This window comes from Nocardia sp. NPDC047654 (assembly GCF_043205035.1).
Classification (GTDB): domain Bacteria; phylum Actinomycetota; class Actinomycetes; order Mycobacteriales; family Mycobacteriaceae; genus Nocardia.
Genome location: NZ_JBIDDF010000018.1, coordinates 109,368 through 135,345 on the forward strand (window position 1 = coordinate 109,368; position 25,978 = coordinate 135,345).

A 25,978-nucleotide genomic window follows, 5' to 3' on the forward strand; every position below is an offset into this window, starting at 1 on the left:
ACAGATGACCGAGGTATTGGACGTTCAGACCACCCGGCAGCTCACCGCCCGCGCGGAGGCGGCGCTGCGCCGATTCGGTGCGCTGCCAGCGGAACCCGGCGATCTCCCCGCGCGCACTCCGATCACCGGAGGACAGCTGACCACCCTGCGGTCCAGCTCGCCGGACGAGGTCGATGCCGCCATCGGCCGGGCCGCTACCGCCTTCCGGGGCTGGCGCGGCGTTCCCGCTCCCGTCCGGGCCGGTGTCGTACGCAGGCTGGGGCAGCTGCTCACCACACACAAGAGCGACCTGGCCGAGCTGGTGACGCTGGAGGCGGGCAAGATCCCCGCCGAGGCCGCGGGCGAAGTGCAGGAGATGATCGACATCTGCGAATTCGCCGTCGGCCTGTCCCGGCAGCTGTACGGCCACACCATGCCCTCGGAACGTCCCGGCCACCGGTTGATGGAGACCTGGCATCCGCTCGGCGTGGTCGGGGTGATCTCGGCGTTCAACTTCCCGGTCGCGGTCTGGGCGTGGAACACGGCGATCGCACTGGTCTGCGGCGATACCGTGGTCTGGAAACCGTCGGAGACGACGCCGCTGACGGCGCTGGCCTGTCACGCCCTGCTCCGGCGCGCGACCGGCGAGGTCGGCGCGGATCCCGAGATCCATCAATTGATCCAGGGCGGGAGCGAGGCAGGCTCCCGGCTCGTCGACGACGCCCGGGTCGCGCTGGTGAGCGCCACCGGGTCGGTGCGGATGGGCCGGTTGGTGGCGCCGCGGGTGGCCGAGCGGCTCGGGCGCTGCCTGCTGGAGCTGGGCGGCAACAACGGCGCGATCGTCACCGCGTCCGCCGATCTCGACCTCGCGGCGCGGGCCATCGTGTTCGCGGCGGCGGGCACGGCCGGGCAGCGGTGCACCACGCTGCGGCGGCTGATCGTGCACCGGGACGTGGCGGGCCCGCTGATGGACCGGCTGGAGCGGGCATATCGGCAACTGCCCGTCGGCAACCCCTTCGACGAGGGGGTGCTGGTCGGGCCGCTGATCGACGGCAAGGCCTACACCGGAATGCGCGCGGCGCTGGACAAGGCGGTGACCGACGGCGGCGAGCTGGTGTGCGGCGGCGAACGCGTCGATGGATTCGGCGATGACGCCTACTACGTGCGGCCCGCTATCGTGCGCATGCCCGCCCAGACCGCGGTGGTGCGGGAGGAGACCTTCGCACCCATCCTCTACGTGCTCACCTACGACGACTTCGATCGCGCGATCGCCCTGCACAACGAAGTGCCGCAGGGTCTTTCGTCCGCGATCTTCACCACCGACCAGCGCGAGGCCGAACGTTTCCTCGCCGCCGACGGATCCGATTGCGGCATCGCGAATGTCAACATCGGCACCTCCGGCGCAGAGATCGGCGGCGCCTTCGGCGGTGAGAAGCAGACCGGCGGCGGACGCGAATCCGGCTCGGACTCCTGGAAGGCCTACATGCGCCGAGCCACCAACACCGTCAACTACTCCACCGAACTGCCCCTCGCCCAGGGCATCGAGTTCGGCTGAACCGCTCGCCGCACCCGCTCCCACCAGGCGATTGGGTTGTTCGCACCACCCTGTGTAGTGTTGTCCTTACCCGACGCGGGGTGGAGCAGCTCGGTAGCTCGCTGGGCTCATAACCCAGAGGTCGCAGGTTCAAATCCTGTCCCCGCTACTACAGGCCCGGTTCGGATGGTTCACACCGTCTGAGCCGGGTTTTTTTCTTGCGGTAGCTGTTCGATGGCCGAATCTGTTCCCAGCGCTGCGCGCAGCGGCATGTATTCGCGTGAATGTGCCTCGACGCCGATATTCTTCGATCTCGTCTTTCCGATCACCAGGTGATTCGTTCCGTCGAGAGTTCCACCAACGCCGTCGCGGTCCGCGACGCCCGTGGTCTGCCACGAACGCGAAGGAGAGCTGTGCAGCGCAGAGCGATGCTCAAGGGGTGTGCGGCGGCGATCGCCGTGCCGATGTTCGCCGCCGGCTGCGATGTGCTGGACGGCAGCGCGAAAGCGGTGGACGAGTTGGCCTTCGATCTCGGCGCGTTCACGGTGGAGACGAAGACCGTCGCCACCTTCGAGCGCGACAAGAAGGTCACATACCAGTTCTACGAGAGCGTCGTCTATGTGGCGAAGCCGGTGGACAAGGCATATCAAAGCCTTAACGTCAGCGTGCCCACCGAAATCGACGGAGCAGCCGTCGATGCGAGCAAGGCTCCCATCCTTCTGAGCAACTCCGTCGGGGGGTATCTGTCGTCGTCGGTGACGAACCGCCCACCGGACAACGGTGGTGATCGGGCCAGGAACCGGGACCTCGCCCTGACCGCGGGCTATGTCGTCGTGGAACCGGGCGTGCGCGGCCGCGACCTGGTCGCGCTGGACGGCACCTACTTCGGCGTGGCGCCCGCCGCCATCGTGGATCTGAAGGCCGCGGTCCGGTACCTGCGGCACAACGCGGGTCGCGTGCCGGGAGACACCGACCGGATCGTGGCCACGGGGGTCAGCGCGGGCGGCGCGCTGACCGCCTTGCTCGCCGTATCCGGGGACAGCCGGATGTACGACCGGTATCTCGCCGAACTCGGCGCGGCGGACGCGAGCGATGCCGTCTTCGCCGCCGCTCCGTATTGCCCCGTCACCGATCTCGAACACGCCGACATGGCCTACGAGTGGAATTGGGGCGCCAACCCGCTGCGCTCCGGCGAGCTCGACGCCGCGGCCTCGCGAGAGCTGAGCTCGGCGTTCACGGACTACCAGGCGTCGCTGGGGTTGCAGGGCTCCAACGGGTTCGGTCCCCTCACGTCCGGCAATTACGGCGACTATCTGGCGCGCACCTATCTCGAACCGGCGGCGACCGCGTACTTGACCGCACTGCCGGACGCCGACCGCTCCAGCTACCTGGCCGCCAACACCTGGATCACCTGGGCGGGCGATCGCGCCGAATTCACCTGGCCGGGCTTCCTGGCGCACGTCGGCGCGCGGCAGAAGGGCGTGCCCGCCTTCGACGCCCTCGACCTGTCCTCGCCCGAGAACAACGAGTTCGGCGCGGGAACCGTCAAGGCCAGGCACTTCACCCCGTTCAGCCTGCGGCGAGCGACCGGTGACCCTGGCGCGCAACTCGACAGCGACCTGCCCGAGAAGATCAGTTTGATGAATCCCATGTTCTTTCTGCGGCAGCGGAATTCCACCCGAGCGAAGCACTGGTGGATCCGCGTCGGCACCAAGGACACCGATGCGTCGCTGACGATCGTCGGCAATCTCGCCGCGAGCCTGGAGAACCTGGGCGACGAGGTCGACGCCGCGATGTACTGGGACGCCGGGCACGGCAGCAATGAGGACCCTGCGGATTTCATCGCGTGGATCGGCAAGGTGACCGGATACGCGGGGTGAGGCGGCACGCCGAGGTCCGGCCGTGGGACGGCGTCGACCGCGGCAGCGCCGTGTGCCGACCGCCGCCGATAGCGGCGGCAGCGAAGCCTCGCGGCACCGAGCCGCCGCAATCCTCCGGCGGCCGTGCACGAAACGGTAGTCGGCCGGACAGTGCGCCGCTAGCAGCGCGGCGGCTCTATGCCGAGTTCCCGCAGCCGATCGGTGTAGAGCGCGACATTGGCGAGCTTGATGTCCTCGTACCCGCGCACCACGTCGGCGAGTGCCGCGGCCTGCACAGCGCGGTCGTAGCCCGCGGGGTCCAGCACTGTCCCCAGATCCGCCACCATCGCGGTGTAGTGCGCGAGCAGCTCGCGTTCCACCCGGCGCACGTGGGCGTAGCCGAAGGGATCGAATGCGGTGCCGCGCAGGCGCTTCCCCTTCGCGAGCAAGCGCAGGGCGAAGTGACTGCCCGGCCGCATGCCGATCTTCTTCTTCCGTCCCAGCGCGCGCAGCACCGGTGGGTGCAGCCGGTAGGTGAGGTTCGCCCCCTCTGGCACCTGCGTGGCGACCTCAGCCAGGAAGGCCGGGTCGGTGAGCCGCCGTGCCACCTCGTACTCGTCTTTGTACGCGGTGAACTTGTACAGTCCGCGCGCCACCTGCTCGCTGAACTCGGTACGGTCGGTCACCCGGCGCTCGGCCGCCCAGATGCCTTGCACCGTGCGGACGTAGGCGCGTGCCACCGCCACGCTCTGGAAACCGATCAATTCCACGGCCCGCAGCTCGACCAGGCGCCGGGTCTCTCCCGTCGCGGTCAATCCCTCGAACAGGTCCGCCGGTACCGCCACCGGGGCCGGTTCGGCCGCGCGGCGGGTGGCCGCGGCGGCGAACTCCGCCGGCCGTGCGATCGCCACCCGCCCCCAGCGGAACGCCGCTAGATTCGCCGCCACGGCCACTCCGTTGATCTCGATGGCCTCCTCGATCGCGGTACGCGGCAGCCGCAGGCCGCCGAGCTGGTAGGCGGCGCCGATCAGCAGGAAGTTCGCGGCGGCGGTGTCGCCGAAGAGAACCTCCGCGGCGGCCAGCGCGTCGAAGGACCGCACCGACCGCGAGACCTGCTCCAGCCGCCGCAACAGCGCCGCCTCGTCGGGATAGGCGACCGACTTGTCGTAGACCATGTCTCCGGTCGGCGTCTTGCTGGTGGAGGCGACCGACACGGTCGTCGTGGCGCACCCGTAGGCCAAATTCTTGGTGTCGGTGGCGGCCAGCAGGTCGAAGGCCACGACGCAATCGGCCGAAGCGGGGGCGAGCCGGTTGGCGGGCTCCAGCGCGTCCACGGCGAAGCGCAGGTGCGACACCACGGGTCCGGCCTTCTGGCTCATGCCGATCTGGTCCAGGCTCGCCACCTCGTACCCGGCCCGCATCGCGGCGGTCGCCAGCACCTGGTTCACGGTGACGATGCCGGTGCCGCCGATGCCGGCGAGAAAGACGTTCTGCGTGGTCGTCGGCGGTTCGTGCGGCAGATCCGGCAGCCGCGGCGGCTGTGGCCGTCTGCTCGTGCCGCGCTCCTTCCGTTTCGCCGGATCGGGCAGCTCGACCGTGACGAACGAAGGGCAATCGCCGTTCAGGCAGCTGTAGTCGGTGTTGCAGGAGGTCTGGTCGATTCGGGTCTTGCGCCCGAACTCGGTATCCACCGGCTGCACCGACAGGCAATTGCTCTGGACGCCGCAATCACCGCAGCCTTCGCACACCGCTTCGTTGATCACCACCCGGGTGCGGCGCACCGGCAGGGCGCCGCGCTTGCGCTGCCTCCGCGCGTCGGCAGCGCAGTGCTGGTCGTAGATCAGCACCGTGACGCCGGGGATCTCGCGCAGCGCGCGCTGCGCCTCGTCGAGGCGGTCCCGGTGCCACAACAGGGTGCCGGGAGCCAGATCGCGCTTGCGGTAACGCCCGGGTTCGTCGGCGCAGACGATGATCCTTCGGGCGCCTTCGACGGCGAGCTTGTGGGTGAGCATCGGCACCGTGAGCGCGCCCTCGGCGTGCTGCGCGCCGGTCATCGCGACCACGTCGTTGTGCAGCAGCTTGAAGGTGATGTTCACTCCCGCGGCGACGCACGCCTGCACAGCGAGCTGGCCGGAGTGGAAATACGTGCCGTCACCGATGTTCTGGAACAGATGCGGCACGTCGGTGAACGGGGCTTGGCCGATCCATTGCGCGCCCTCGCCGCCCATCTGGGTCAGCCCGGTGACCTTGCTGTCGGTCCGGCCGGACATGGTCACCAAGGTGTGACACCCGATACCGCCACCCGCCAGCGAGCCTTCCGGGACGGCCGTTGAACGGTTGTGCGGGCAACCGCTACAGAAGTAGGCGGCGCGCTTGGCGGGCAGCACCGACAACGACAGCGGCTGCGGCAGTGGTCGTTTCAGCGCGAGGTGTCCGTCGAGTACGCGGCGCAGCGGTGCGGCGATGCGCCCGGAGGTGAGTTCGCCGTCGGCGCCGAACAGCGGGCGACCCGCGTGGTCGCGCTTGCCGACGATCTCGGGCGCGCCCGCGGTGCCGTACAGGATGTCGCGGATCTGGGTCTCGACGAAGGACGTCTTGTCCTCGACGACGACCAGCCGGGTGAGCCCGGTGGCGAACTCCCGGACGCGATCGGGCGCGATCGGGTACGGCATCCCGATGCGCAGCAGCCGGATTCCCGCGGCGTACAGCGCGTCGTCGTCCGCGCCGAGGTCGAGCAACGCTTGACGGACCGCGTCGAAGGTGGTCCCGGTGGCGGCGATGCCGATCGTGGCGTGGGACGGGTGGACCTCGATCACGTCCAGTCCGTTGCGTGTGCTGTAGGCGCGTACCAGCTCCCAGCGGGGACCGTAGAGATCCGCCTCGGCGAGCAGACTGTCGGCCGGAGCGGCCATCGGACGCTGCCGGTAGTGGAAGGGCTTCCCCTCCCAGTCGATTTCGGGCACCACGAGGTCGATGTCGCCCACCGAACCGTCGACGGTCCAGGCGCCGTCGGCGACATCGGCGACGATCTTCAGCGCCACCAGGCAGCCCGAGGCGCGCGACAGCGCCACCCCGTGCAGGCCCATGGTGATGATCTCGCGGGCGTTGCGCGGGAACAGCACGGGGATGTTCATCGCCGCCAGCGAGCGCTCGCTCACCGCGGGCACGGTGGACGACTTGGCCGCCGGGTCGTCGCCGACCAGCAGCAAGACGCCACCGCGCGGATTCGCGCCGTACATGTTGGCGTGCCGCAGAGCGTCGGTCGCGCGGTCCAGACCGGGACCTTTGCCGTACCAGACACCGACGACGCCGTCATGGGTCGCGGCGCCCGCGGGCAGATCGGCCTGGCTGCCCCACACGGAGGTGGCGGCGAGTTCCTCGTTCAATCCCGGTACGAACGAGATGTCGTGCTCGGCGAGGACGTCCGGCATGCCGGCCAGCATCTTGTCGACGCCGCCGAGCGGGCTGCCCTGGTATCCGGAGACGAACGTCCCCACCCGCCGCCCGGCGCGCAGATCACGCACGTGCTGCTCGACCAGCTGCCGCGCGATGGCCTGGACGCCGGTGAGGACAACGGTCCCGGAGCCGACGCGGTAACGGTCGGCAAGGTCGTAGGGAGCTGCGATCAGATCGCGGTCGGCGAGCTCGGTCATACAGATCCACCCGTCCGCTCGGCGCCGGTCCGGCGGCCTCGCATCGTTGAGCACTTGTTGGCGATATCGTGTCCCTGAAGATCTGAACGCACAACCTCTACCGAATCGACTGAGCATTCTGCGCAATTCTGCGACCATCAGATGGGCACTTCCTCAGCACAGTGCCAGCTACATGTGACGGTGAACACATTTAAGCGTCCAGGCATTCGATCGCCTTCGGCGAGCCGAGCCGGTGCCGCCCCGCGTTTCCTCCGCCGCCCCCACGCCCACCTGTGTGAAGGTGGAACGATGGCAATGCTGAGGAGGGGCGCGGCGATCGTCGCCGCCTCGATGTTCGGGATGCTGACCGCGTGCGGGCAGCACGTGGACCCGGCCGCCCCCTCCACGCCGGAGCGAACCGCAGAAGCGGCGGCGGGAACGCGCGCCGATCCGGGTCCCCGGAGAATCGCGGGCGGCACGATGATCGTCGTCCCGCATGCCGCCGACCTGGAGCCCGCGTCGGCGATGCCCTTCTCGGAGTACGACATCGAAGACGGGACGAACAAGCTCGCGATCCACATCCCGGGCCCGGTCGGCTGCCCGAGCATCGGATTCACCGCGCGCGTGGAAGAATCGGCCGATAGGGTGAACGTGCGGCTGCTGCGCGGCCTGCATCGCGGCATGCCGCCGTGCCAGGGCGCGAACCCGGAGCAGAAGCGCGAATACGGCGTGGTCGTCGTCGACCTGCGACACCCGCTGGGCGAACGGACGGTACTCAGCTTCGCATGAGCCGCGCGAGAGGCCGATTCGATGTGCGGCCGGGCAGGCCGCCTCCTTTAGTGATCTTGTCGAATGGCGGCCCACGGGCTTTGTGATTTGTCCGATTCACGCCTTCTGGTGCGACGCCCCGATCGGTGGGGCGCTATCTTTCGCACGGATGGTGCCGCCTTCGCGGCTACCGGCGGTCTCGGAGTCGAAGGAGGTGCGGCAGTCCGTCATGATCGACTCAGGGTCGCTCCGGCGGCGGTTCCTTCTGCTCTGTCCCGCAGCGAACGTTCGCTGCGGTTTTTCGCGTAGTGCCGGTCCGTCCGAAGCACCGACGTCGCGGCGTGCCCGCGGGGCGGTGGGTCGGTGACGGCTGACTTTCGAAGGAAACCCGTGTTCAGAGTTCCGTCCAGGATTGCGGTCCTGCTGGTGAGTGTCCTCTCGCTCGGCCTGCTCGGCCTGCCCGCAACGGCTCAGCCCCTCTATCCCACCCCCGATCCCGACGCCTTCTACACGGCGCCGCCCGACCTCGAGGCGCTCGCCCCCGGCGACGTCGTGCGCAGCCGCAGGATCGACACCGGCCTCTATGTCGGGACCGAAGGCTGGCAGGTGGCATTCCGCTCCACCAATTCGCAGGGCAAGCCCGTCATGGGCATCACGACGGTCCTGCTGCCCGCCGGGGTCAAGAATCCGCCGCTGGTCTCCTATCAGGCGCTGATCAATTCGCTCGGCACCCAATGCAATCCGTCGCGCTCGCTGTTCAACGGCGAGCTGCAGGATGCGGTCGGCGCGATGCTGCCCATCGGACGCGGATGGGCGATCTCGCTGCCGGACTACCTGGGCCCCACCTCCGCCTACGGCGCCGCGCGCCTGGCGGGCATGATGACCCTCGACAGTGTGAAGGCCGTCCGCAAGGTCGCCGCTCTCGGTCTCTCCGACTCCCCCGTGGCCATCGCGGGTTACTCCGGCGGCGGCATGGCCACCTCGTGGGCCGCCGCGATGCAGCCCACCTACGCGCCGGAGCTGAAGCTCACCGCCGCCGTGGCCGGTGGCATCCCCGCCGACCTGGAGGAAATGGCGATGTCGCTCGGCTTCGCGCCGCACCCCGGATTCGGCCTCGCCTTCGCCGCCGCCATGGGACTGGAGCGGGAGTACCCGGACCGGCTGCCGATCTCCGACCAGCTCAACGAGAACGGTCTGTGGTTCCGGGAATTCACGCATGACGCCTGCCGCCGGTTCCTGCTCTTCCACGGCGCCTTCCGCAGCGCGGAGCAGATGGCGGCGTCCAAGAGCCTCATGGACAGCCCCGAGGCGCACGCCGTCCTGCGGGAGAACAGCCTGCGGTACTTCGATGGTGTGCCCACCGCGCCTACCTACCTCTGGCAGGGCCGCTTCGACGAGATGACCTTCTACCAACCCGTCGCCGAGGTCGCCGACCGGTACTGCAAGGCGGGTGCGCCGGTGACGTTCCACACCGTCGACATCTCCGAGCACATGACCGCGGCCGCCGCCGGATTCGCCGACGCGTGGAACTACGTCGAAGCCAGGTTCCGCGGCGAACCCGCACCGACCAACTGCTGAACCCGGACGAGAAGCGGCCCGGGAGATGTTCTCCCGGGCCGTTTCTCGTCGGTCTGCCGATGGAGCGTCCATAGCACGGGTGGCCCCGCATGCCACCCGCGTTCGGGCATCAGGCGGTGAAGTGCAGCGTCCATTCCCCGCGGTAGTGCAGGCGGGTGACGCTGCCGGGCGGGATATCTATGCGCCAGAACGATTTCGGCGGGGCGTCCAGCGTCACCAGCAGCGCGGCCCGTACCACGGCGGGGTGGGTGACCGCGATCGTGGACACCGACTGCGCGGCCACCTCGGCCATCCACAACCTGGTCCGTTCGATCACGTCCAGCACGGATTCGCCGCCGTGCCCGCGGAACGCCGGGTCGGTGAGCCAGGCGTACAGCTCGTCCTGGGGTACCGACATCAGTTCGCCGCCGCGCCAGGCGCCTGCGTCCAGGTCGCGCAGCCGGTTGTCCTCCTCGCCCGGCAAACCCAGCAGCGCTGCGGTCTCCACCGTCCGGCGCTCCGGGCCGGTGAACACCCGCGCGGCCGTGAGCGGTCCGCACTCGGCCATCGCCCGCCTGCCCGCCTCGGTGAGCGATTCGTCCACCGGGAAGCGTGCCTTGCGCATCGCCTCGGTCATTCCGTGGCTGACCAGGTCGAGTCTGAGCACTTTCTGCACCTGTGGAAGCGTACGGCCCGGCGTCGGCGGCCGTTGTTCGATTGCTCGCGCTTCGCTCGCGAAACGGTACGGGCGTGCTTGTCGGTGTCCGGGTGCACACTGAAGCCATGGCCCAGTTCTCCCGCGCGACCCAGGAGTGGTTCGACGGCGCGTTCCCCGCGCCGACCTCCGCGCAACTCGGGGCGTGGAAGGCGATCGCGGCGGGCGAGCACACGTTGGTCGTCGCGCCGACCGGGTCGGGGAAGACGCTCTCGGCGTTCCTCTGGGCGATAGACCAGCTGGCCACCCGGGAGCAGCGGCCCGAGCGGGCCGGCACCTCGGTGCTGTACGTGTCCCCGCTCAAGGCGCTCGCGGTGGACGTGGAACGCAATCTGCGGGCGCCGCTGGTCGGCGTCACGCAGACCGCCAAGCGCCTGGGACTGGAGCCGCCGGAGATCACCGTCGGCGTCCGTTCCGGCGACACCAGCGCCTCCGATCGGCGGTCCATGCTGCGCACCCCGCCGGACATCCTGATCACCACGCCGGAGTCGCTGTTCCTCATGCTGACCTCGGCGGCCCGCGACACGCTGCGCGACGTCGGCACGGTGATCGTGGACGAGGTGCACGCGATCGCCGGTTCCAAGCGCGGTTCGCACCTGGCGCTGTCCCTGGCCCGGCTCGACCTGCTGACCGAGCGGCCCGCCCAGCGCATCGGGCTTTCGGCGACGGTGCGGCCACCGGAGGAAGTGGGGCGGTTCCTGGTCGGCAACGCGCCGATCACCTTGGTCGCGCCCCCGGCGCCGAAGACGTTCGACCTGTCGGTGCGGGTGCCGGTAGCGGACATGACCGAACCGGGCGACTCCGACCAGCCGGGCTCGATCTGGCCGCACGTGGACGAGGCGATCGTCGAACTGGTGCTGGAGCACCGGTCCTCGATCGTCTTCGCGAACTCTCGCAGGCTCGCCGAGCGGCTCACCGCCCGGTTGAACGAGGCCTACGCGGCACGGCTCGGCGAACCGGTGGAGACCGAGCACGAGCCGCCCGCCCAGCTCGGCCCGTCCACCGAGGTGATCCACGGCGCCGGACCCCTGCTGGCGCGAGCGCACCACGGGTCGGTCAGCAAGGAGCAGCGGGCGCTGATCGAAGACGATCTCAAGAGCGGGCGGCTGCGCTGCGTGGTCGCGACCAGCAGCCTGGAACTCGGCATCGACATGGGCGCGGTCGACCTGGTGGTCCAGGTGGAGGCGCCGCCCTCGGTGGCCAGCGGATTGCAGCGGATCGGGCGGGCCGGGCATCAGGTCGGCGAGATCTCGCGCGGGGTGATCTTCCCGAAACACCGCACCGACGTCATCCACTGCGCGGTGGCGTCGCAGCGGATGACATCCGGGCAGATCGAGGCGATCCAGATCCCGGCGCACCCGCTGGACATCCTGGCGCAGCAGACCGTGGCCGCGTGCGCGCTGGATTCGATCGACGTCGACGGGTGGTTCGACGTCGTGCGCAGCACCGGGAGTTACGCGGCGCTGCCGCGCTCGGCCTACGAGTCGGTGCTGGACCTGCTCTCCGGGCGGTATCCGTCCGACGAGTTCGCCGAGTTGCGGCCCCGTCTGGTCTGGGATCGCGACGCGGGCACGCTGACCGGGCGGCCCGGCGCGCAACGGCTGACCGTGACCTCCGGCGGAGCGATCCCCGATCGCGGCATGTTCGCGGTGTACATGGTGGGTGAGAAGGCGTCCCGGGTCGGGGAACTCGACGAGGAGATGGTCTACGAGTCCCGGGTCGGCGACGTGTTCGCGCTCGGGGCGACGAGCTGGCGGATCGAGGAGATCACCTTCGATCGGGTACTGGTGACGCCCGCGTTCGGGCAGCCGGGGCGGTTGCCGTTCTGGCACGGTGACGGGCTCGGGCGGCCCGCCGAACTCGGCGCGGCGCTCGGCGAGTTCGTCCGCACGGTGGCGCGGGAGCGCGTCGCCGAACCGGCCGGGCAGGCGAGCACGAGGAAAAGCTCGCGACGCGACGGCGGCGCGACGAAAACGCCTCGTGCGCAGGAACAGCCGCGACACGACGGGGCCGAGCCCGCCGTCGGACGCACGCGGGGCGAGTTCGCCGATCCGATGCCGGAGAGCGTCGCACGGCTCATGGGCTCCGCCGGTCTGGACGACAACGCGACCACGAATCTGCTCACCCTGCTGGACGAGCAGCGCACCGCGACCGGGCACCTGCCCACCGACCGCACGCTGGTGGTGGAGCGGTTCCGCGACGAACTCGGCGACTGGCGGCTGGTGCTGCACTCGCCCTACGGCCTCCCGGTGCACGCGCCGTGGGCGCTGGCCATCGGAGCGCGGCTGCGCGAACGGTTCGGCGTCGACGCCGCGCCGAACGCTTCCGACGACGGCATCGTCGTGCGGCTGCCCGACACCACCGACGATCCGCCCGGCGCCGAACTGTTCGTCTTCGAGTCCGACGAGATCGACGACATCGTCACCGAGCAGGTAGGCGGATCGGCGCTGTTCGCCTCCCGGTTCCGCGAATGCGCCGCGCGCGCGTTGCTGCTGCCGCGCCGCGATCCGGGCAAGCGAGCGCCGCTGTGGCAGCAGCGGCAGCGCTCGGCCCAGCTGCTCGACGTGGCGCGCAAGTTTCCCGAGTTCCCGATCCTGTTGGAGACGGTGCGCGAATGCCTGCGCGACGTCTACGATCTGCCGTCGCTGCGCGACCTGCTCGGCCGGGTGGGGCGGCGCCAGATCCGGCTGGTCGAGGTGGAGACGGCGACGCCGTCCCCGTTCGCCAACGCCCTGCTGTTCGACTACATCGGGCAGTTCATGTACGACGGTGACAGCCCCTTGGCCGAACGGCGCGCCGCCGCGCTCTCGCTCGATTCCGGGCTGCTCGCCGAACTGCTCGGCCGGGTCGAGCTGCGCGAACTGCTCGACGCCGCGGTCATCGAGCAGACCGAGCGGGAACTGCAGCGGCTCACCCCGGAGCGGCACGCACGAGACGCCGAGGGCCTGGCGGATCTGCTGCGCCTGCTCGGACCCCTGACCGCCGCCGAGGCCGCCGAACGTTCCGACGAGGACCCCGCAGCCTGGTTCGAGAGCCTGGTAGCCGCGCGTCGGGCCCTGGCTGTTTCCTTCGCGGGTCGCAGCTGGTGGGTCGCGGTGGAGGACGCGGCCCGGTTGCGGGACGCGCTCGGGGTTCCGCTGCCGATCGGCACGCCTGCGGCGTTCATCGAGCCGGTAGCCGATCCGCTCGGCGATCTGGTGGGCCGCTACGCCCGCACGCACGCACCGTTCGGCACGGAGGCGGTGGCGGCCCGGTTCGGGCTGGGCACCGCGGTCGCCGCCGGCGCGCTGCAACGCCTGGCCGCCGAAAAACGGGTGGTGGAGGGTGAATTCACCCCTGGAGCTGCCGGGGCCGAATGGTGTGACGCGCAAGTGTTGCGCCGGCTGCGCCGCCGGTCGCTGGCCGCGGCGCGGCACGAGGTCGAGCCGGTCTCGACCGCCGCGTTCGGGCGCTTCCTCCCGTCCTGGCAGCACATCGGCAGCGGCGAGCTGCGTGGCGTCGACGGCGTGGCTGCCGTGGTGGAACAGCTCGCCGGCGTGCCGATTCCGGCCTCCGCCTGGGAATCGCTCATCCTGCCCGCGCGGGTGCCCGGCTACACCCCCGCCATGCTCGACGAACTCATGGCGACCGGCGAGGTGATCTGGTCCGGGCACGGCGCCATCACCGCCAAGGACGGCTGGATCGCCCTGCATCTGGCCGAGCAGGCGCCGTTCACCCTCGCGCCGCCGGACGAACTCGATCCGACGGATGCCCAAGCACGCCTGCTCAACGCCCTGGGCGCGACGTTCGTGCCGTGGACGCCGCCCGGCCCGGCGCAGGACGTCCCGGATCGAGCGCCGGTGTCGTTGGACGAGCCGGATCCGCCGTCCGGCAGCGCGGGCGACGGTCGCGGCGCGCACGGGCGATCCGGCGACACGACCGATCACACCGGCGGCGGCACCGCACCGGTCGGATACGGGACAGACAACGGTCGGCCCGTGCCGGTCGACTCGGCATACGCGTCCGGTGCGGGGCATCCGACCTCCGGCGCCCCCGCCCAACGACTGATCCCGGTGCCCCAGGGCGGCGGCGCCTACTTCTTCCGGCAGCTCTCGGACGCCACCGGTCTGCTCGATGACGCCGCGGTGGCCTCCGCACTGTGGGAATTGGTCTGGTCGGGCGTGGTTTCCGGCGACACTTTCGCTCCGGTGCGGGCGCTGCTGTCCGGCGCGACGCGGACCACGACGGCCCACCGCACGCCCCGGCGCGCGCCGCGGGGCCGGGCCTACCTGCCCCGCCCGAGCATGCCGACCCGTTCCGGTCCGCCCTCGGTCGCCGGACGATGGTCGCTGCTGCCGGAGCGGGTGTCGGACAACACCGTGCGCGCGCACGCTACGGCGGATCTGCTTCTGGAGCGATACGGCGTGCTGACCAGGGGTTCGGTGCAGAACGAGGGCGTGCCGGGCGGGTTCGCGCTGATGTACCGGGTGCTCACCGAGTTCGAGGATCGCGGTCGTTGCCGCCGCGGGTATTTCGTCGACTCGCTCGGCGGCGCCCAGTTCTCCACCACCGACGTGGTCGACCGGCTGCGTTCCTTCGACGCCGAACGCGCCCGTCCCGAATCCCGGCAACCGACCGGCACGGTGCTGGCGCTGGCCGCGTGCGACCCCGCGAACCCGTACGGCGCCGCGCTGGCCTGGCCGAAGAGCGACGTCGAGGGCGGCCATCGGCCCGGACGCAAGGCCGGGGCGCTGGTCGTGCTCGTCGACGGTGAACTGGTCCTGTATCTGGAACGGGGCGGCAAGACCCTGCTCACCTTCACCGAGGATCCCGACGCGCGCCGTGGCGCCGCCGCGGCGCTCGCCGACCTGGTGCGACGCCGCCGGGTGGACTCGCTGGTCATCGACCGTGTCAACGGAGACACCGTGCACGGCAACACGTTCGCCGAATTCCTCACCGAAGCGGGTTTCTCCGCCACCCCGCGCGGTCTACGTCTGCGGAGCCGCCCGTGAACGCGCTCCCCGACACCGGCTCGAAGTTGCGGGAAGGCGCGCCCATACGAGTTCGCGGAGGCGAGCGAAAAGGGCTCCGCCCATCCAGCGGTGGGCGCGGCCCCGGGCCGGAGCTGCCCTATGCCTGAGGGTGACACCGTCTTCCTGGCCGCCGAACGGCTCCGCGCCGCATTGGCGGGAAAGGAATTGACCCGCAGCGATTTCCGGGTGCCGCGATACGCCACGGTCGATCTGCGCGGACAAGTGGTCGAGAGCGTCGGCAGTTACGGAAAACACCTGTTCATCCGCACGCCTACCGTGAGCATTCACACGCACCTGAAGATGGAGGGCAGCTGGCGCGTGTTCCACTGCGGACAGCGCTGGACCAGACCCAGGGTCGCCGCGCGGGTCGTGTTGAGCACCACGGATATCGAGGCCGTCGGCTTCTCGCTGGGCAAGGTCGAGGTGGTGCGCGTGCGCGACGAGCACCGCATCGTCGACCACCTGGGGCCCGACCTGCTCGGTCCCGAGTGGGATGCGGCCGAAGCCGTCCGGCGACTGGAGCGATATCCCGATCAACCCATCGGCGTCGCCCTGCTGGACCAGCGCAATCTGGCCGGTATCGGCAACGTCTTTCGCAGCGAGGTCTGCTTCCTGCGCCGGGTCCATCCCGCGACCAGGGTCGGGGATGTCCCGGACCTGCTGGCCGTGGTCAACGAGGCACACCGCATCCTGACCGAAGCGGTCCGAAAGCCTCCGCGACGGCCGCTGGCCTACGGTCGCACGCACCGCCCGTGCCAGCGCTGCGGCACACCGCTGGTCGCCGACCTGCTCGGTGACACCGCACCCGATTACGACCGCGTGGTGCAACGCGAACGGGGCATCTTCTTCTGCCCGCAATGCCAACCCGTCCCGAGTGAGCCCGGGGCAGCGTGAAAAGCCGCTCCGCCCTTGACGAGTCACCGCCCGCCCACTTAACTTACAACTTGTAAGTTATGATGGGAGAGCACCATGAGCGACCCACGGCGATACGTGGTGATCGGCGGCGGCCTGGCGGGGCTCGCGTCAGCGGTCTGGCTGGCGGAGGCGGGCAAGCAGGTGACCCTCCTGGAGCGCAGAGGACAGCTCGGCGGACGCACCCACGCCATGCGGGCCGAGGCGGTGGACGACCCGCCGGACAACGGCCAGCACGTGATCGCCAGCGGATACGACCACCTGTTCCGCTATCTCACGAGCGTCGGCACCCGGCAATACATCGCCTTTCCGCGCGGTGCCACGCTGCGCTGGCCCGACGGTCGCAGCGTCACGATGCGCACCAAGGGAATCGCCGCTCTGCGCACGCTGTTCGGCGCGCATCCCGACGCGAATCCGCTGGAGCGCGCGCGGGCGGCGGTCGCCACCCTCCGCCTCGGCCGGCAGTGCCTGAACCAGCCCGCCGACCTGCCCGACCTCACCACCGAGCAATGGTTCGACCGGGTCGGCATGCCCGCGAAAGCGCGTGAGGCGCTGTGGGATTGGCTGGCGCTCGGCATCGCGGCCGAACCGGTGCAGCAGGAGTCGGCGAAGGTGTTCGCCGATGTGATGGCCACCGGCATCCGGCTGAGCCTGCGGCACCGACGAGCCGTCGACATCGGTTACCCCACCACCGATCTGGACACGTTGTATGTCACCGGGGCGCTGCGCGTCTTCGAGAAGCACGGTGTGCAAGTGCGCTACCGAGCCGTAGCCCGCCGCATTCACATCTCGGACGGCGAAGTCACCGGCGTCGCACTGGCCGACGGCACCACGATCCCGGCCGACGCGGTGGTCTGCGCGGTGCCCAACTCGAACATCGGGGGCCTGCTCGACGAACTGCCCGAGCACGCCGAGATCTACGCGGCCGCCGACAAACTGGGATACACGCCGATCGTCAGCACCAACCTCTACCTCGATCGCCCGCTGGGCACCACGGCCGAGTTCGAGGCCCTGATCGGCGGCACCGGCGTCATCGACGAGGTCTTCGATCGCCAGCGGATGACCGGACGCAGTACCGCGAAAGCCTGGCTGTATTGCCTGACCACCAGTGGCGCCTACGAACAGATCCACAAGACCAGCGACGAGATCGTCGACGAGCAAATGGCGCTGCTGCGCCGCTACTACCCGGCGGCGCGCACGGCGAACATCGTGCAGGCGCAGGTCGTACGCATGCCGAAAGCCACCTTCTCGCAGGTGGTCGGCACCCACGCGTTGCGTCCGGAGCAACGGACCTCGGTGCCCGGCTTGGTGCTCGCGGGCGACTGGACCGCCACCGACTGGTCGGCGACGATGGAGAGCGCGGTGCAGAGTGCGGCGCGGGCGGTCGATCTCCTGCTCGAGCTACCGTCGACTGCGTGACCACGGATCGCTCCACGGCCGAACGCGCGAGTACCGAGCCCGCGCGGCCGAAGCGCCGGATGTCCGCCGCCGACCGCCGTACCCAACTACTGGACGTGGCGCGCGACATCGTCGCCACCGAGGGCTTCGGCGCGGTGAGCATCGATCGGGTGGCGCGCGAGGCGCGGGTGGCCCGTGCGCTGGTATACCAGCAGTTCACCGATCTGTCCGGGCTGACGGCGGCACTGCTGGATCGTGAGTCGGCCATCGCGTTCGCCGGTGTGCGCAGCGTGGACTGGGACCACGGCGACGTGGACCGTGTCGGCCGTGGCATCCTCGCCTACCTGCACGCCGCGCCGACCAGCTGGCGCATCATCCTCAGCCCATTCGACGGCGGTCCGCCCGAACTGCGTGAGCGCCTCGCGCTCGGCCGCGCCTACGCCAGGGCGATCGGCGCGCGCCACCTGTCCCGATATCTCGGGGTCACCGTGGATCCGAACGGCCCGACGGAGCGAATCCTGTTGGCCGCCATGGAGGAACTGGCCCGACTGCACCTCATCGACCCGATGGAGTACCCGGACGAACTGGTGCTGCGCTATCTACGCTCCCTGGTCGACTGGGCGATGCGGATGGAAGCGCCCGTCGGCGAGAACTGATCGCACTCCGGGGCGCGACCGTCCACCGGGTCTACCGGCCGGCTCACCCTTCGGATGGCACCGGCTCCAGAATCTCGGGGCGCGGCTCCGGAGCCGCGATCCGCAGGGCATCGGCGGAGGCATCGTCCGGTTGGGTCTGAGAGTGGACCTCCGCGTCGACCCGCGCCTGATAGGTCTGGACCTCTCGGTCGATATCCTCGTCGTCCCAGCCCAGGATGGGTGCGATCAGCTGAGCCACCTGCTCGGCACAATTGGCTCCGCGATGCGGATACTCGATCGAGATCCTGGTCCGCCGGGCCAGGACGTCGTCCAGGTGCAGGGCGCCCTCGGCCGCCGCCGCGTAGACCGCCTCCACCTGTAGATAGGATGGCGCGTCCGTAATCGGCTGCAGGAGTTCGGGTTTGTCGGCGGCGAAGGCCATGACCTCCTCGATGAGCGATCCGTACCGGTCCAGCAGGTGCTTGATCCGGTACGGATGCACGCCGAAGGTCTCGGCCAGCTGCACGGTCTGATTGACCAGCGCGAAATACCCGTCGGCGCCCAGCAGCGGCACCTTCGCCGTGACCGACGGCGAGACCCTGGCCGGAATGTCCTCAGCCACTTCGTCTACCGCGTCGTAGGCCATCACGCGATAGGTGGTGTACTTGCCACCCGCGATGCCGATCAGACCGGGTGCGACCCGGGCGACCGCGTGCTCGCGCGACAGCTTGGATGTCTCGTCGCTCTCCCCCGCCAGCAGCGGGCGCAGCCCGGCGTACACGCCGTCGATGTCGTCGGGGGTGAGCGGCGTGACCAGCACCTCGTTCACCCGCTCCAGCAGATAGTCGATATCGGCCTTGGTCGCGGCCGGATGGGCCAGGTCGAGATTCCAGTCCGTGTCGGTGGTGCCGATGATCCAGTGAGCGCCCCAGGGGATGACGAACAGCACCGAAGTCGCGGTGCGCAGGATGATCGCGGTGTCGCTGACGATCCGGTCCCTGGGCACCACGATGTGCACGCCTTTCGAAGCCCGCACGTGGAACCGGCCCCGCTGGTGCGACAGGGCTTGGACTTCGTCGGTCCACACGCCGGTCGCGTTGATCACCACATGCCCACGGACCTCGCCGGTACGCCCATCCTCGGTGTCGCGCACCTTCACGCCGACCACCCGGTCCGCCTCCCGCAGGAACCCGACCACCTGGGTGGACGTGCGGATCACCGCGCCGTAGTGCGCGGCCGTGCGCGCCACCATCATGGTGTGGCGCGCGTCGTCGACGACCGTGTCGTGGTAGGCGACACCGCCGATCAGCGAGTCGCGCCGCAGCCCCGGCGCCAGCCGCAGAGCGCCCGCGCGGGTCAGATGCTGTTGACCCGGTACGGATTTGGCGCCGCCCATGGTGTCGTAGAGGACCAGGCCGGCGGCCACATACGGCCGCTCCCAGACCCGGTGGGTCAGCGGGTACAGGAACCGCAGCGGCTTCACCAGGTGCGGCGCCAGGGTGGACAGCGTGAGTTCGCGTTCCCGCAGCGCCTCGCGCACCAATCCGAACTCCAGCTGTTCCAGATATCGCAGCCCGCCGTGAAACATCTTCGACGACCGGCTGGAGGTGCCCGACCCGAGATCGCGGGCCTCGACCAGGGCAACCTGCAACCCCCTCGTCGCCGCGTCCAACGCGATGCCGGCCCCCACCACGCCACCGCCGACGACGACCACATCGAAATGATCTTTGCCGAAGCGCTCCCAGGCCACCCTGCGCTGCTCCGGCCCGAGGGCCTGCGAATCCGGTTTCTTGGCCATGCTCGACTCCTCCAGCCGACGCGGATGTGTCCGATCGAGCGTTCAAGGTCCAGGCTAGGCGAACCGCCACGGATCGAGCGCCCGCGCCCCGGTTCGTGTCGCCCCGGCCTACTCGCCGGTAACAAGACCCACCCTAGTCGAGCGGCGAGTTGTCCCCCACCGCCCGGTGAGGCAGCCCACACCGCCCCGCGCTCACCGCCTTCTCGAGTCAGCCGCCGCAAGCCGCATGCATCATGCCTGAGCTGGGGATATCAACGCCGTCGGCGCGCAATCGCACGGCTGCCGCCCCGGTCGACCATGTCGGCCGCCGACCCGCAGTCCGCCGCCCATGACCGAGCTTCGTTCGCCTCGGTCGGTCACAAACTCCGCCCGCGTACCCCAACTCCCGATTTCGAGCGAAGCGAGACCGAGCATCCACCGTTCGCGACGCGGTCGCGGCCAATAAACTCAGCGCATGCGTCGCTATGTGGCCGCCATCGATCAGGGCACTACCTCGAGTCGGTGCATCGTCTTCGACCGTCATGGTCACGTCGTCGGCGTCGCCCAGCGTGAGCACGAGCAGATCTTCCCGCAACCGGGCTGGGTGGAGCACGATCCCGAAACCATCTGGCGCGATACCGAATTCGTCCTCGGCGACGTGCTGGAGCGCAGCGGGCTCGGCGCTGAGGACATCGCCGCGGTGGGGGTCACCAACCAGCGCGAGACGACGGTGGTGTGGGATCGCGCGACCGGGCGGCCGGTGTACAACGCGATCGTCTGGCAGGACACCCGTACCGACCGGCTGTGCGCCGAACTGGGCGGCGAGGCGGGACCGGCCCGCTACCAGGATCGCACCGGACTCCCGCTGTCCACCTATTTCGCGGGGCCGAAGCTGCGCTGGATCCTGGACAACGTGCCCGGTGTACGAGAGCGCGCGGAGGCGGGCGAGTTGTGCTTCGGCACCGTCGACAGCTGGGTGCTGTGGAATCTCACCGGCGAGCACATCACCGATGTGACCAACGCCTCCCGCACCATGCTGCTGGACCTGCGCTCCTTGCGGTGGGATCCGGAGATCTGCGCGGAGTTCGGCGTTCCGGAGTCGATGCTGCCGCAGGTGCGCAGTTCCTCGGAGGTCTACGCCCCGATCAGTTCCGGACCGCTGGCCGGGGTGCCGGTCGCGGGCATCCTCGGCGACCAGCAGGCCGCCACCTTCGGCCAGGCCTGCTTGTCGCCGGGCGAGGCCAAGAACACTTACGGCACCGGCAATTTCATGCTGCTCAATACCGGCACCACACCGGTGTTCAGCAAGCATGGCCTGCTCACCACGGTGTGTTATCGCCTCGGTGACGCGGACGCGGTGTACGCCTTGGAGGGCTCGATCGCGGTCACCGGCTCACTCGTGCAGTGGTTCCGGGACAACCTGGGCATCATCTCCGCCGCCGACGAGATCGAGCCGCTGGCCCGCAGCGTCGACGACAACGGCGGCGCCTACATCGTTCCCGCCTTCTCGGGGCTGTTCGCTCCCCGCTGGCGACCGGACGCGCGCGGCGTGATCGCCGGGCTCACCCGTTTCGTCACCAAAGCGCACCTCGCGCGCGCGGTGCTGGAATCCACCGCGTTCCAGACCCGTGAGGTGGTCGACGCGATGCGCGCGGACGCCGAGTCCCAGCGGCTCGGTCTGGAGCTGACCACGTTGAAGGTGGACGGCGGCATGGTCGGCAACGACCTGCTCATGCAGTTCCAATCCGACATCCTCGACGTGCCCGTGGTGCGCCCGATGGTCAACGAGACCACCGCGCTCGGCGCGGCGTACGCGGCCGGGCTCGCCGTCGGTTACTGGGCGGGCACCGACGACATCCGCGCCAACTGGACCGCCGACAAGACCTGGCACCCCGCGATGTCGGACGCCGACCGGGACGAGCACTACGCCGCGTGGAACAAGGCCGTCGAGCGCACCTACGGCTGGGTGGACTGACGACCGCACGGGATGGGATTCGCTCACCGTGCCGCCTCTCTTCGACCGGTCGGTCGGTCCGACCCGGCCGAGAAGTGATCGGCGACCGCGGCGAGCCGAGTTCGCGCGGCGGCAGTGTCGCCGTGGACCCGGTCTCGCGGTAGACCCGTGAGACGAAGATCGGGCCGGTTCGAAGATCGAACCGGCCCGATCGAGATGGCCGAGACTCGGTTCCCGGCCTGCGACTCCGTCAGCCCGGATGGCACCACGTCGTCACCGGCTGGCAGTGGTGCGCCGAAGCGACACCCGGCACCAGCGAAACCATGCCGACGGCAAGCACAGCGCTCGCAAGCATTTTCACGATCATCGAATTACTCCCCTCCTATTGGACGTGCGCAACCCTATCGGGTGAATCCATCCGGAGGCAATCGAAACTCGTTGCGCCCGAGACTATTCACCTATGGCATGCGCCAAGCGCGCGACCGCCTCCCGAAGCGTCGCCGCCTCCGAGGTGGTGAAGCACAGCCGCATCGAATTCCGATGGGCGCCGGAGACCGCGAACGCCTCGCCGGGGACGTAGGCGACGCCGAGATCGACGGCGCGGGGCAACAGGTCCACGGTGTCGGTGCCATCGGTGAAATCGACCCATACGAACATGCCACCCGCGGCGTCGGTGCTCACCAGCCGGTCACCGAAGCGCATGCGCAGCTCGTCCACCAGGACACGCGCTCGCGCACCATAGACGCGCCGGACCTCCCGCACATGCGCTCCCAGCCAGTCGACATCGGCGAGCAGCTCGGCGGCGATCTGCTGGGTCAGAGCGGATCCGCACAGGTCCGCGCCCTGCTTCAGCAACTCCACACCCCTGCACACCGCGTCGGGCGCGGTCATCCAGCCCACCCGCAAGGTCGGAGCCAGCGTCTTCGACGCGCTCGACAGCCGGATCACGTGCGACGAATACGCCGCGACCGGCTCCGGCGACGGGTTGTCGAACCACAGCTCGCCGTATGGATCGTCTTCGATCACCCAGAATCCATACCGCTCGGCGAGTTCGGCGAGTTCACGACGACGCCCCGCGCTCATGGTGACGCCGCGCGGATTGTGGAAATTGCTGACCGTGTGCACCAGCGCGGGCCGCTCGCCGCGGCCGAGCAGGTCGGCCAGCGCGTCGACCCGCATACCCTCGGCATCCAGCGGAACGGTGACGATGCGCGATCCGGCGGCACGGAACACCTGGAGCGCGCCGACGTACGCCGGATCCTCGACCACGACGAGCGCACCCGGGTCCAGCAGCACTTCGGCGAGCAGCGACAGCGCCTGCTGCGAACCGTGGGTGACGAACACCTCCTCGAGCGGCACCGGCCGCCCCAGCCGCACGGTCTCGCGTGCCGCGAGCACCTCACGCAGCGGGCCCCAGCCCGCCGATTCGGTGTATTGCAGTCGTGCGCGGTCCGCCAGCGCCGACTCCGCGGCCTGCGCGATCCGGTCACGCGGCATCAACTGCTCGTCGGGCAGGCCGCCCGCCAGACTGACCACGTCGTCGCGCGCGGCCACCTTCAGCAGATCACGAATCGCCGAACTCTGCAGACCGCCCAGACGCCGGGCCAACGGTGGAGTGATCGACGACATGGACACCTCCGAGGAATGCGCGAGATCCCACTGTCGCACATTCATACCAGACTCTGAAATTAGAATCTCACATTTTGAGAAGATGGGCTCAATCGATCAGATAGATGAGGGTCCGTCCGTCCAGGTTCACGGTGGTGATCACGGGGAAGTACTTGGCCTCGGTGCCGTCGGGGCGGCGTTCGGTGAGCTCGACGTTGAAGCGGTCGGGGGCCATCTCCGCGATCCGCAGGCAATAGGCCGTGCCCTGCGGGATGTGCTGGTCGATGGTCTTCTGCAGGTCGACAGGCGGTTCGACGTTCGCGCCCGGTGCCACGAAAGTGTGCGCGCGGGTAGCGCTGCGCTCGGAATAGTACGCATGCTCGAAGCCGAGAATCGCGCGGATCCCACTGCTCGTATCACCCGAGCCGTTGCCGAAGGTGACATTGCCTTCGGTGCGGGTCGGGCAGTTCATCGCCACGGCGCTGGTCGCGGCCGAAGCAGCCGTGCCGTCCTGGCCGTCATCGCTGCCGCCGGCCATCACGATGGTCACCGTCAGCGCGACCAACGCCACCACCGCCGCGAGCGTCCCCAGCACGACCCAGCGCCGCGAGGGACTACGCCGCGCAGGCGGGGGCTTCTCGGGAAGGCGCAGCGCAAGCCGCATGGCAACCGGGTCCTCGGCCCAGGACAGAGCCGACTCGGAGGGCGGCGGAGGTTTCGGAACGCCGCCTTCCAGCGTCGGCCGGTTCCACCACGAGTCCTGCTCGCCGTCCTTGGGCTGCGGGCGCGCGGCCTCCGCGGCAGGTGGCTGGGGCTGGCGCTGGGCAGCCGCGGGCGGCGCTACCGGCCGTTCGGAGTAGACCGTCGAATCCGGCGCGCGAAACTGCGGGGACAGTGCGGGCGTCGTCTCCGGCTGCCCTGCCGGACGCCAGGTGAGTTCGGGGTGGTCGGCCGACTGCTGCGGCACCTGCCAGCCCGGGCCGGTGTTCGCGCCCATCGGGGGGCCGAATTCCGCGACGGGCGGCCCGAACTCGGAAACCGGCGGCCCGAACTCCCCCAACGACGGACCGAACTCCGAACCGGACTGGTCGGATTCGCTCTCCCTCGCATCACCCTCGGAGGTCACACCCAATCCTTTCCCAGGACACACAAGTGGGGCGGCCGCGAACGGCCGCCCCACCCGTCGAAAACAGCACGTGTCAGTACTGGAGTGAACCACCCCACTGCGTGGTGGCACCACCCACGTCGACGGTCTGCGGAGCGAAGTCGCCCGGCTGAAGCGGAAGCTTAACCTGTGCGGCGGCGTCCAGGGCGGCCGCGCCGCCCGGCTGCTCGCGGATCCAGTCCTCCACCGCGGCCTTGGCCTGGTTCAGCTGCGTGGTGTCGAACACCGACGTGGTGTTGTTCGACGCCAGGCCCTCGCCACCGGTGTAGGTGGTCAGCTTGACGGTGTTCTTGTCGACGAACTCCACCGAGACACCGGCTTCGCCCGCGCCGGTCGGCGTGCGGTAGCCGATGGTGCCGACGTACCCGGCCTCATTACTGAAGTGGTGGGTGTTGGCCACGTGGCCCGGCAGCAAGGTGCCGCCGTCGATGTTCGCGCCGATCTCCGCGTGCGGACCGGTCATCTCCACGACCGGGGCGGCCGGGGCCGCCTCCATGCGTGGCGCCTGCCAGCGCGGCTGCGCCTGCGGCTGCACCAGCGTGGAGCTCTCCGGCTGCCGCGCCGGGGCGTTGTCGCTCTGGGCGTCCGGCTGCGGCGCGGCCTGCTGGCCGGGCTGCGGAGCCGCCTGCTGCCCGGGCTGCGGCGCGGCCTGGTCCGGCGAGACCGCGGCCTGCGGGTCGCTCGGCTTCTGCTGGCCGGGGACCGGCAGCGGCGCGACACGCGGCGGGGTCACGCCCGGCTGGGTCGGCTTGGCGAGCTTCGGATCCTTCTGGTCGGGCGCGGCGTGGTCCGACTCCGGCGTGGTGACGCCCGGCTGACGCGGCGTCGGCTTGCTCTCCGGCTTCTCCGAATCCTGCTTGGACTCGGGCTTGTTCGGCTCCGGCTGCGTGGTCTCCGGGGTGCTCGGCGACTCGTTCACGCCCGGCTGCGTGGGAGCGGGCGTCGGCGGAGTGGTCGGATCGTTCGGAGCCGCCCCCGCGGGAGCAGCGAAGAGAGTGGCCACTGCAGCCGCTGTGGCCAGTGGCAACGAGGTGCTCGCCATCGCTCGCTGCGCCCGACTCGGCTTACGATGTTTCACTTTTCGCGCTTCCTTCCCGGGTGCGGCCGAATCGGCCGCATACAGTTGCCCCTGGGTGAGACGCCTGATCGTCGAACGACCCGGGCCGTTCGCCGTGCCGATTCGGAAAGGACCCTTCCCCCCACACCGAACTCCGCGACCGTCCTTCGATCGCATCTCTGCCGAGAGTGAACCACATGTGCGCACGATGGGCAACGCGGCGAATAGCCATGGCTGGCAAGAGCGCCCGCATCCCGTGCCCGCCCCGAGTTCACCGGGCACGATGTCCGGGATCGGACACGGCACCGGATGCGCCGGAAAGAGGATGCTCCTATGGATGTCAAGGAGCGGGTTGAGGGCTGTCTGTGGTGATGAGCTGGTAGAGCTCGCGGGCGACGTATCGTTTGAGACAGCGG

Annotated in this window: 16 protein-coding genes and 1 tRNA gene; 10 read left to right on the forward strand and 7 right to left on the reverse strand. The window is 69.7% G+C overall.

The features are described from left to right. Nucleotides 1–4 precede the first annotated feature (4 nt). Entirely contained in the window at nt 5–1,534 is a 1,530-nt protein-coding gene (locus ACGF7Y_RS31595; protein WP_393240282.1) for an aldehyde dehydrogenase family protein, read from the forward strand. Nucleotides 1,535–1,608: 74 nt separating this feature from the next. Continuing rightward, nucleotides 1,609–1,682 (forward strand) — tRNA-Met (locus tag ACGF7Y_RS31600). A gap of 22 nt (nt 1,683–1,704) precedes the next feature. Here ACGF7Y_RS31600 and ACGF7Y_RS31605 read toward each other — a convergent pair. After that, nucleotides 1,705–1,842, reverse strand: a complete 138-nt coding sequence (locus ACGF7Y_RS31605) for a hypothetical protein (RefSeq protein WP_157114053.1) — start codon at nt 1,840–1,842, stop codon at nt 1,705–1,707. Nucleotides 1,843–1,926: 84 nt separating this feature from the next. Here ACGF7Y_RS31605 and ACGF7Y_RS31610 point away from each other — a divergent pair, with 84 nt between their 5' ends. Further along, nucleotides 1,927–3,393 (forward strand): subtype B tannase, encoded by a 1,467-nt coding sequence (locus ACGF7Y_RS31610; RefSeq protein WP_393240285.1) that lies wholly within the window; start codon nt 1,927–1,929, stop codon nt 3,391–3,393. A gap of 158 nt (nt 3,394–3,551) precedes the next feature. Here ACGF7Y_RS31610 and ACGF7Y_RS31615 read toward each other — a convergent pair whose 3' ends face one another. Further along, entirely contained in the window at nt 3,552–7,025 is a 3,474-nt protein-coding gene (locus ACGF7Y_RS31615) for an indolepyruvate ferredoxin oxidoreductase family protein (protein ID WP_393240288.1), read from the reverse strand. A gap of 288 nt (nt 7,026–7,313) precedes the next feature. Between ACGF7Y_RS31615 and ACGF7Y_RS31620 the strand changes: the two genes are divergently transcribed. Further along, nucleotides 7,314–7,793, forward strand: coding sequence for a hypothetical protein (locus ACGF7Y_RS31620; protein WP_393240290.1), 480 nt, complete (start codon nt 7,314–7,316; stop codon nt 7,791–7,793). A 390-nt stretch (nt 7,794–8,183) separates the two neighbouring features. Next, nucleotides 8,184–9,350: a lipase family protein gene (locus tag ACGF7Y_RS31625; RefSeq protein WP_393240322.1), complete on the forward strand. Its 1,167-nt coding sequence runs from the start codon at nt 8,184–8,186 to the stop codon at nt 9,348–9,350. A gap of 109 nt (nt 9,351–9,459) precedes the next feature. On the opposite strand, the gene ACGF7Y_RS31630 is transcribed toward ACGF7Y_RS31625, so the two are convergent. Further along, nucleotides 9,460–10,005 carry a histidine phosphatase family protein gene (locus ACGF7Y_RS31630; RefSeq protein ID WP_040865068.1) on the reverse strand — a complete coding sequence of 182 codons (546 nt, stop codon included), beginning with the start codon at nt 10,003–10,005 and terminating at the stop codon, nt 9,460–9,462. Nucleotides 10,006–10,112: 107 nt separating this feature from the next. Between ACGF7Y_RS31630 and ACGF7Y_RS31635 the strand changes: the two genes are divergently transcribed. The 4 genes from ACGF7Y_RS31635 (at nt 10,113) to ACGF7Y_RS31650 (ending at nt 18,022) form a co-directional block, all read left to right on the forward strand. Beyond that, nucleotides 10,113–15,035, forward strand: a complete 4,923-nt coding sequence (locus ACGF7Y_RS31635; RefSeq protein WP_393240293.1) for an ATP-dependent helicase — start codon at nt 10,113–10,115, stop codon at nt 15,033–15,035. Between the two features lie 120 nt (nt 15,036–15,155). Further along, nucleotides 15,156–15,950, forward strand: a complete 795-nt coding sequence (locus ACGF7Y_RS31640; RefSeq protein WP_393240296.1) for a DNA-formamidopyrimidine glycosylase family protein — start codon at nt 15,156–15,158, stop codon at nt 15,948–15,950. A gap of 75 nt (nt 15,951–16,025) precedes the next feature. After that, complete coding sequence (gene hpnE / locus ACGF7Y_RS31645; protein WP_393240299.1) at nt 16,026–17,387, forward strand: hydroxysqualene dehydroxylase HpnE; 1,362 nt, start codon at nt 16,026–16,028, stop codon at nt 17,385–17,387. A 59-nt stretch (nt 17,388–17,446) separates the two neighbouring features. After that, nucleotides 17,447–18,022 (forward strand): TetR/AcrR family transcriptional regulator, encoded by a 576-nt coding sequence (locus tag ACGF7Y_RS31650; protein ID WP_393240325.1) that lies wholly within the window; start codon nt 17,447–17,449, stop codon nt 18,020–18,022. Between the two features lie 43 nt (nt 18,023–18,065). On the opposite strand, the gene ACGF7Y_RS31655 is transcribed toward ACGF7Y_RS31650, so the two are convergent. Next, nucleotides 18,066–19,799: a glycerol-3-phosphate dehydrogenase/oxidase gene (locus ACGF7Y_RS31655; protein WP_393240302.1), complete on the reverse strand. Its 1,734-nt coding sequence runs from the start codon at nt 19,797–19,799 to the stop codon at nt 18,066–18,068. A gap of 454 nt (nt 19,800–20,253) precedes the next feature. Between ACGF7Y_RS31655 and glpK the strand changes: the two genes are divergently transcribed. Further along, nucleotides 20,254–21,753, forward strand: a complete 1,500-nt coding sequence (gene glpK, locus ACGF7Y_RS31660) for a glycerol kinase GlpK (RefSeq protein WP_393240305.1) — start codon at nt 20,254–20,256, stop codon at nt 21,751–21,753. Between the two features lie 429 nt (nt 21,754–22,182). Here the strand turns inward: glpK and ACGF7Y_RS31665 are convergent, their stop codons facing one another. The 3 genes from ACGF7Y_RS31665 to ACGF7Y_RS31675 form a co-directional block, all read right to left on the reverse strand. Further along, nucleotides 22,183–23,361 carry a PLP-dependent aminotransferase family protein gene (locus tag ACGF7Y_RS31665; protein WP_393240328.1) on the reverse strand — a complete coding sequence of 393 codons (1,179 nt, stop codon included), beginning with the start codon at nt 23,359–23,361 and terminating at the stop codon, nt 22,183–22,185. Between the two features lie 88 nt (nt 23,362–23,449). Next, entirely contained in the window at nt 23,450–24,466 is a 1,017-nt protein-coding gene (locus tag ACGF7Y_RS31670; RefSeq protein ID WP_393240308.1) for a hypothetical protein, read from the reverse strand. 73 nt (nt 24,467–24,539) lie between these two features. Then, complete coding sequence (locus tag ACGF7Y_RS31675; protein WP_393240310.1) at nt 24,540–25,508, reverse strand: hypothetical protein; 969 nt, start codon at nt 25,506–25,508, stop codon at nt 24,540–24,542. Between the last annotated feature and the right edge of the window lie 470 nt (nt 25,509–25,978).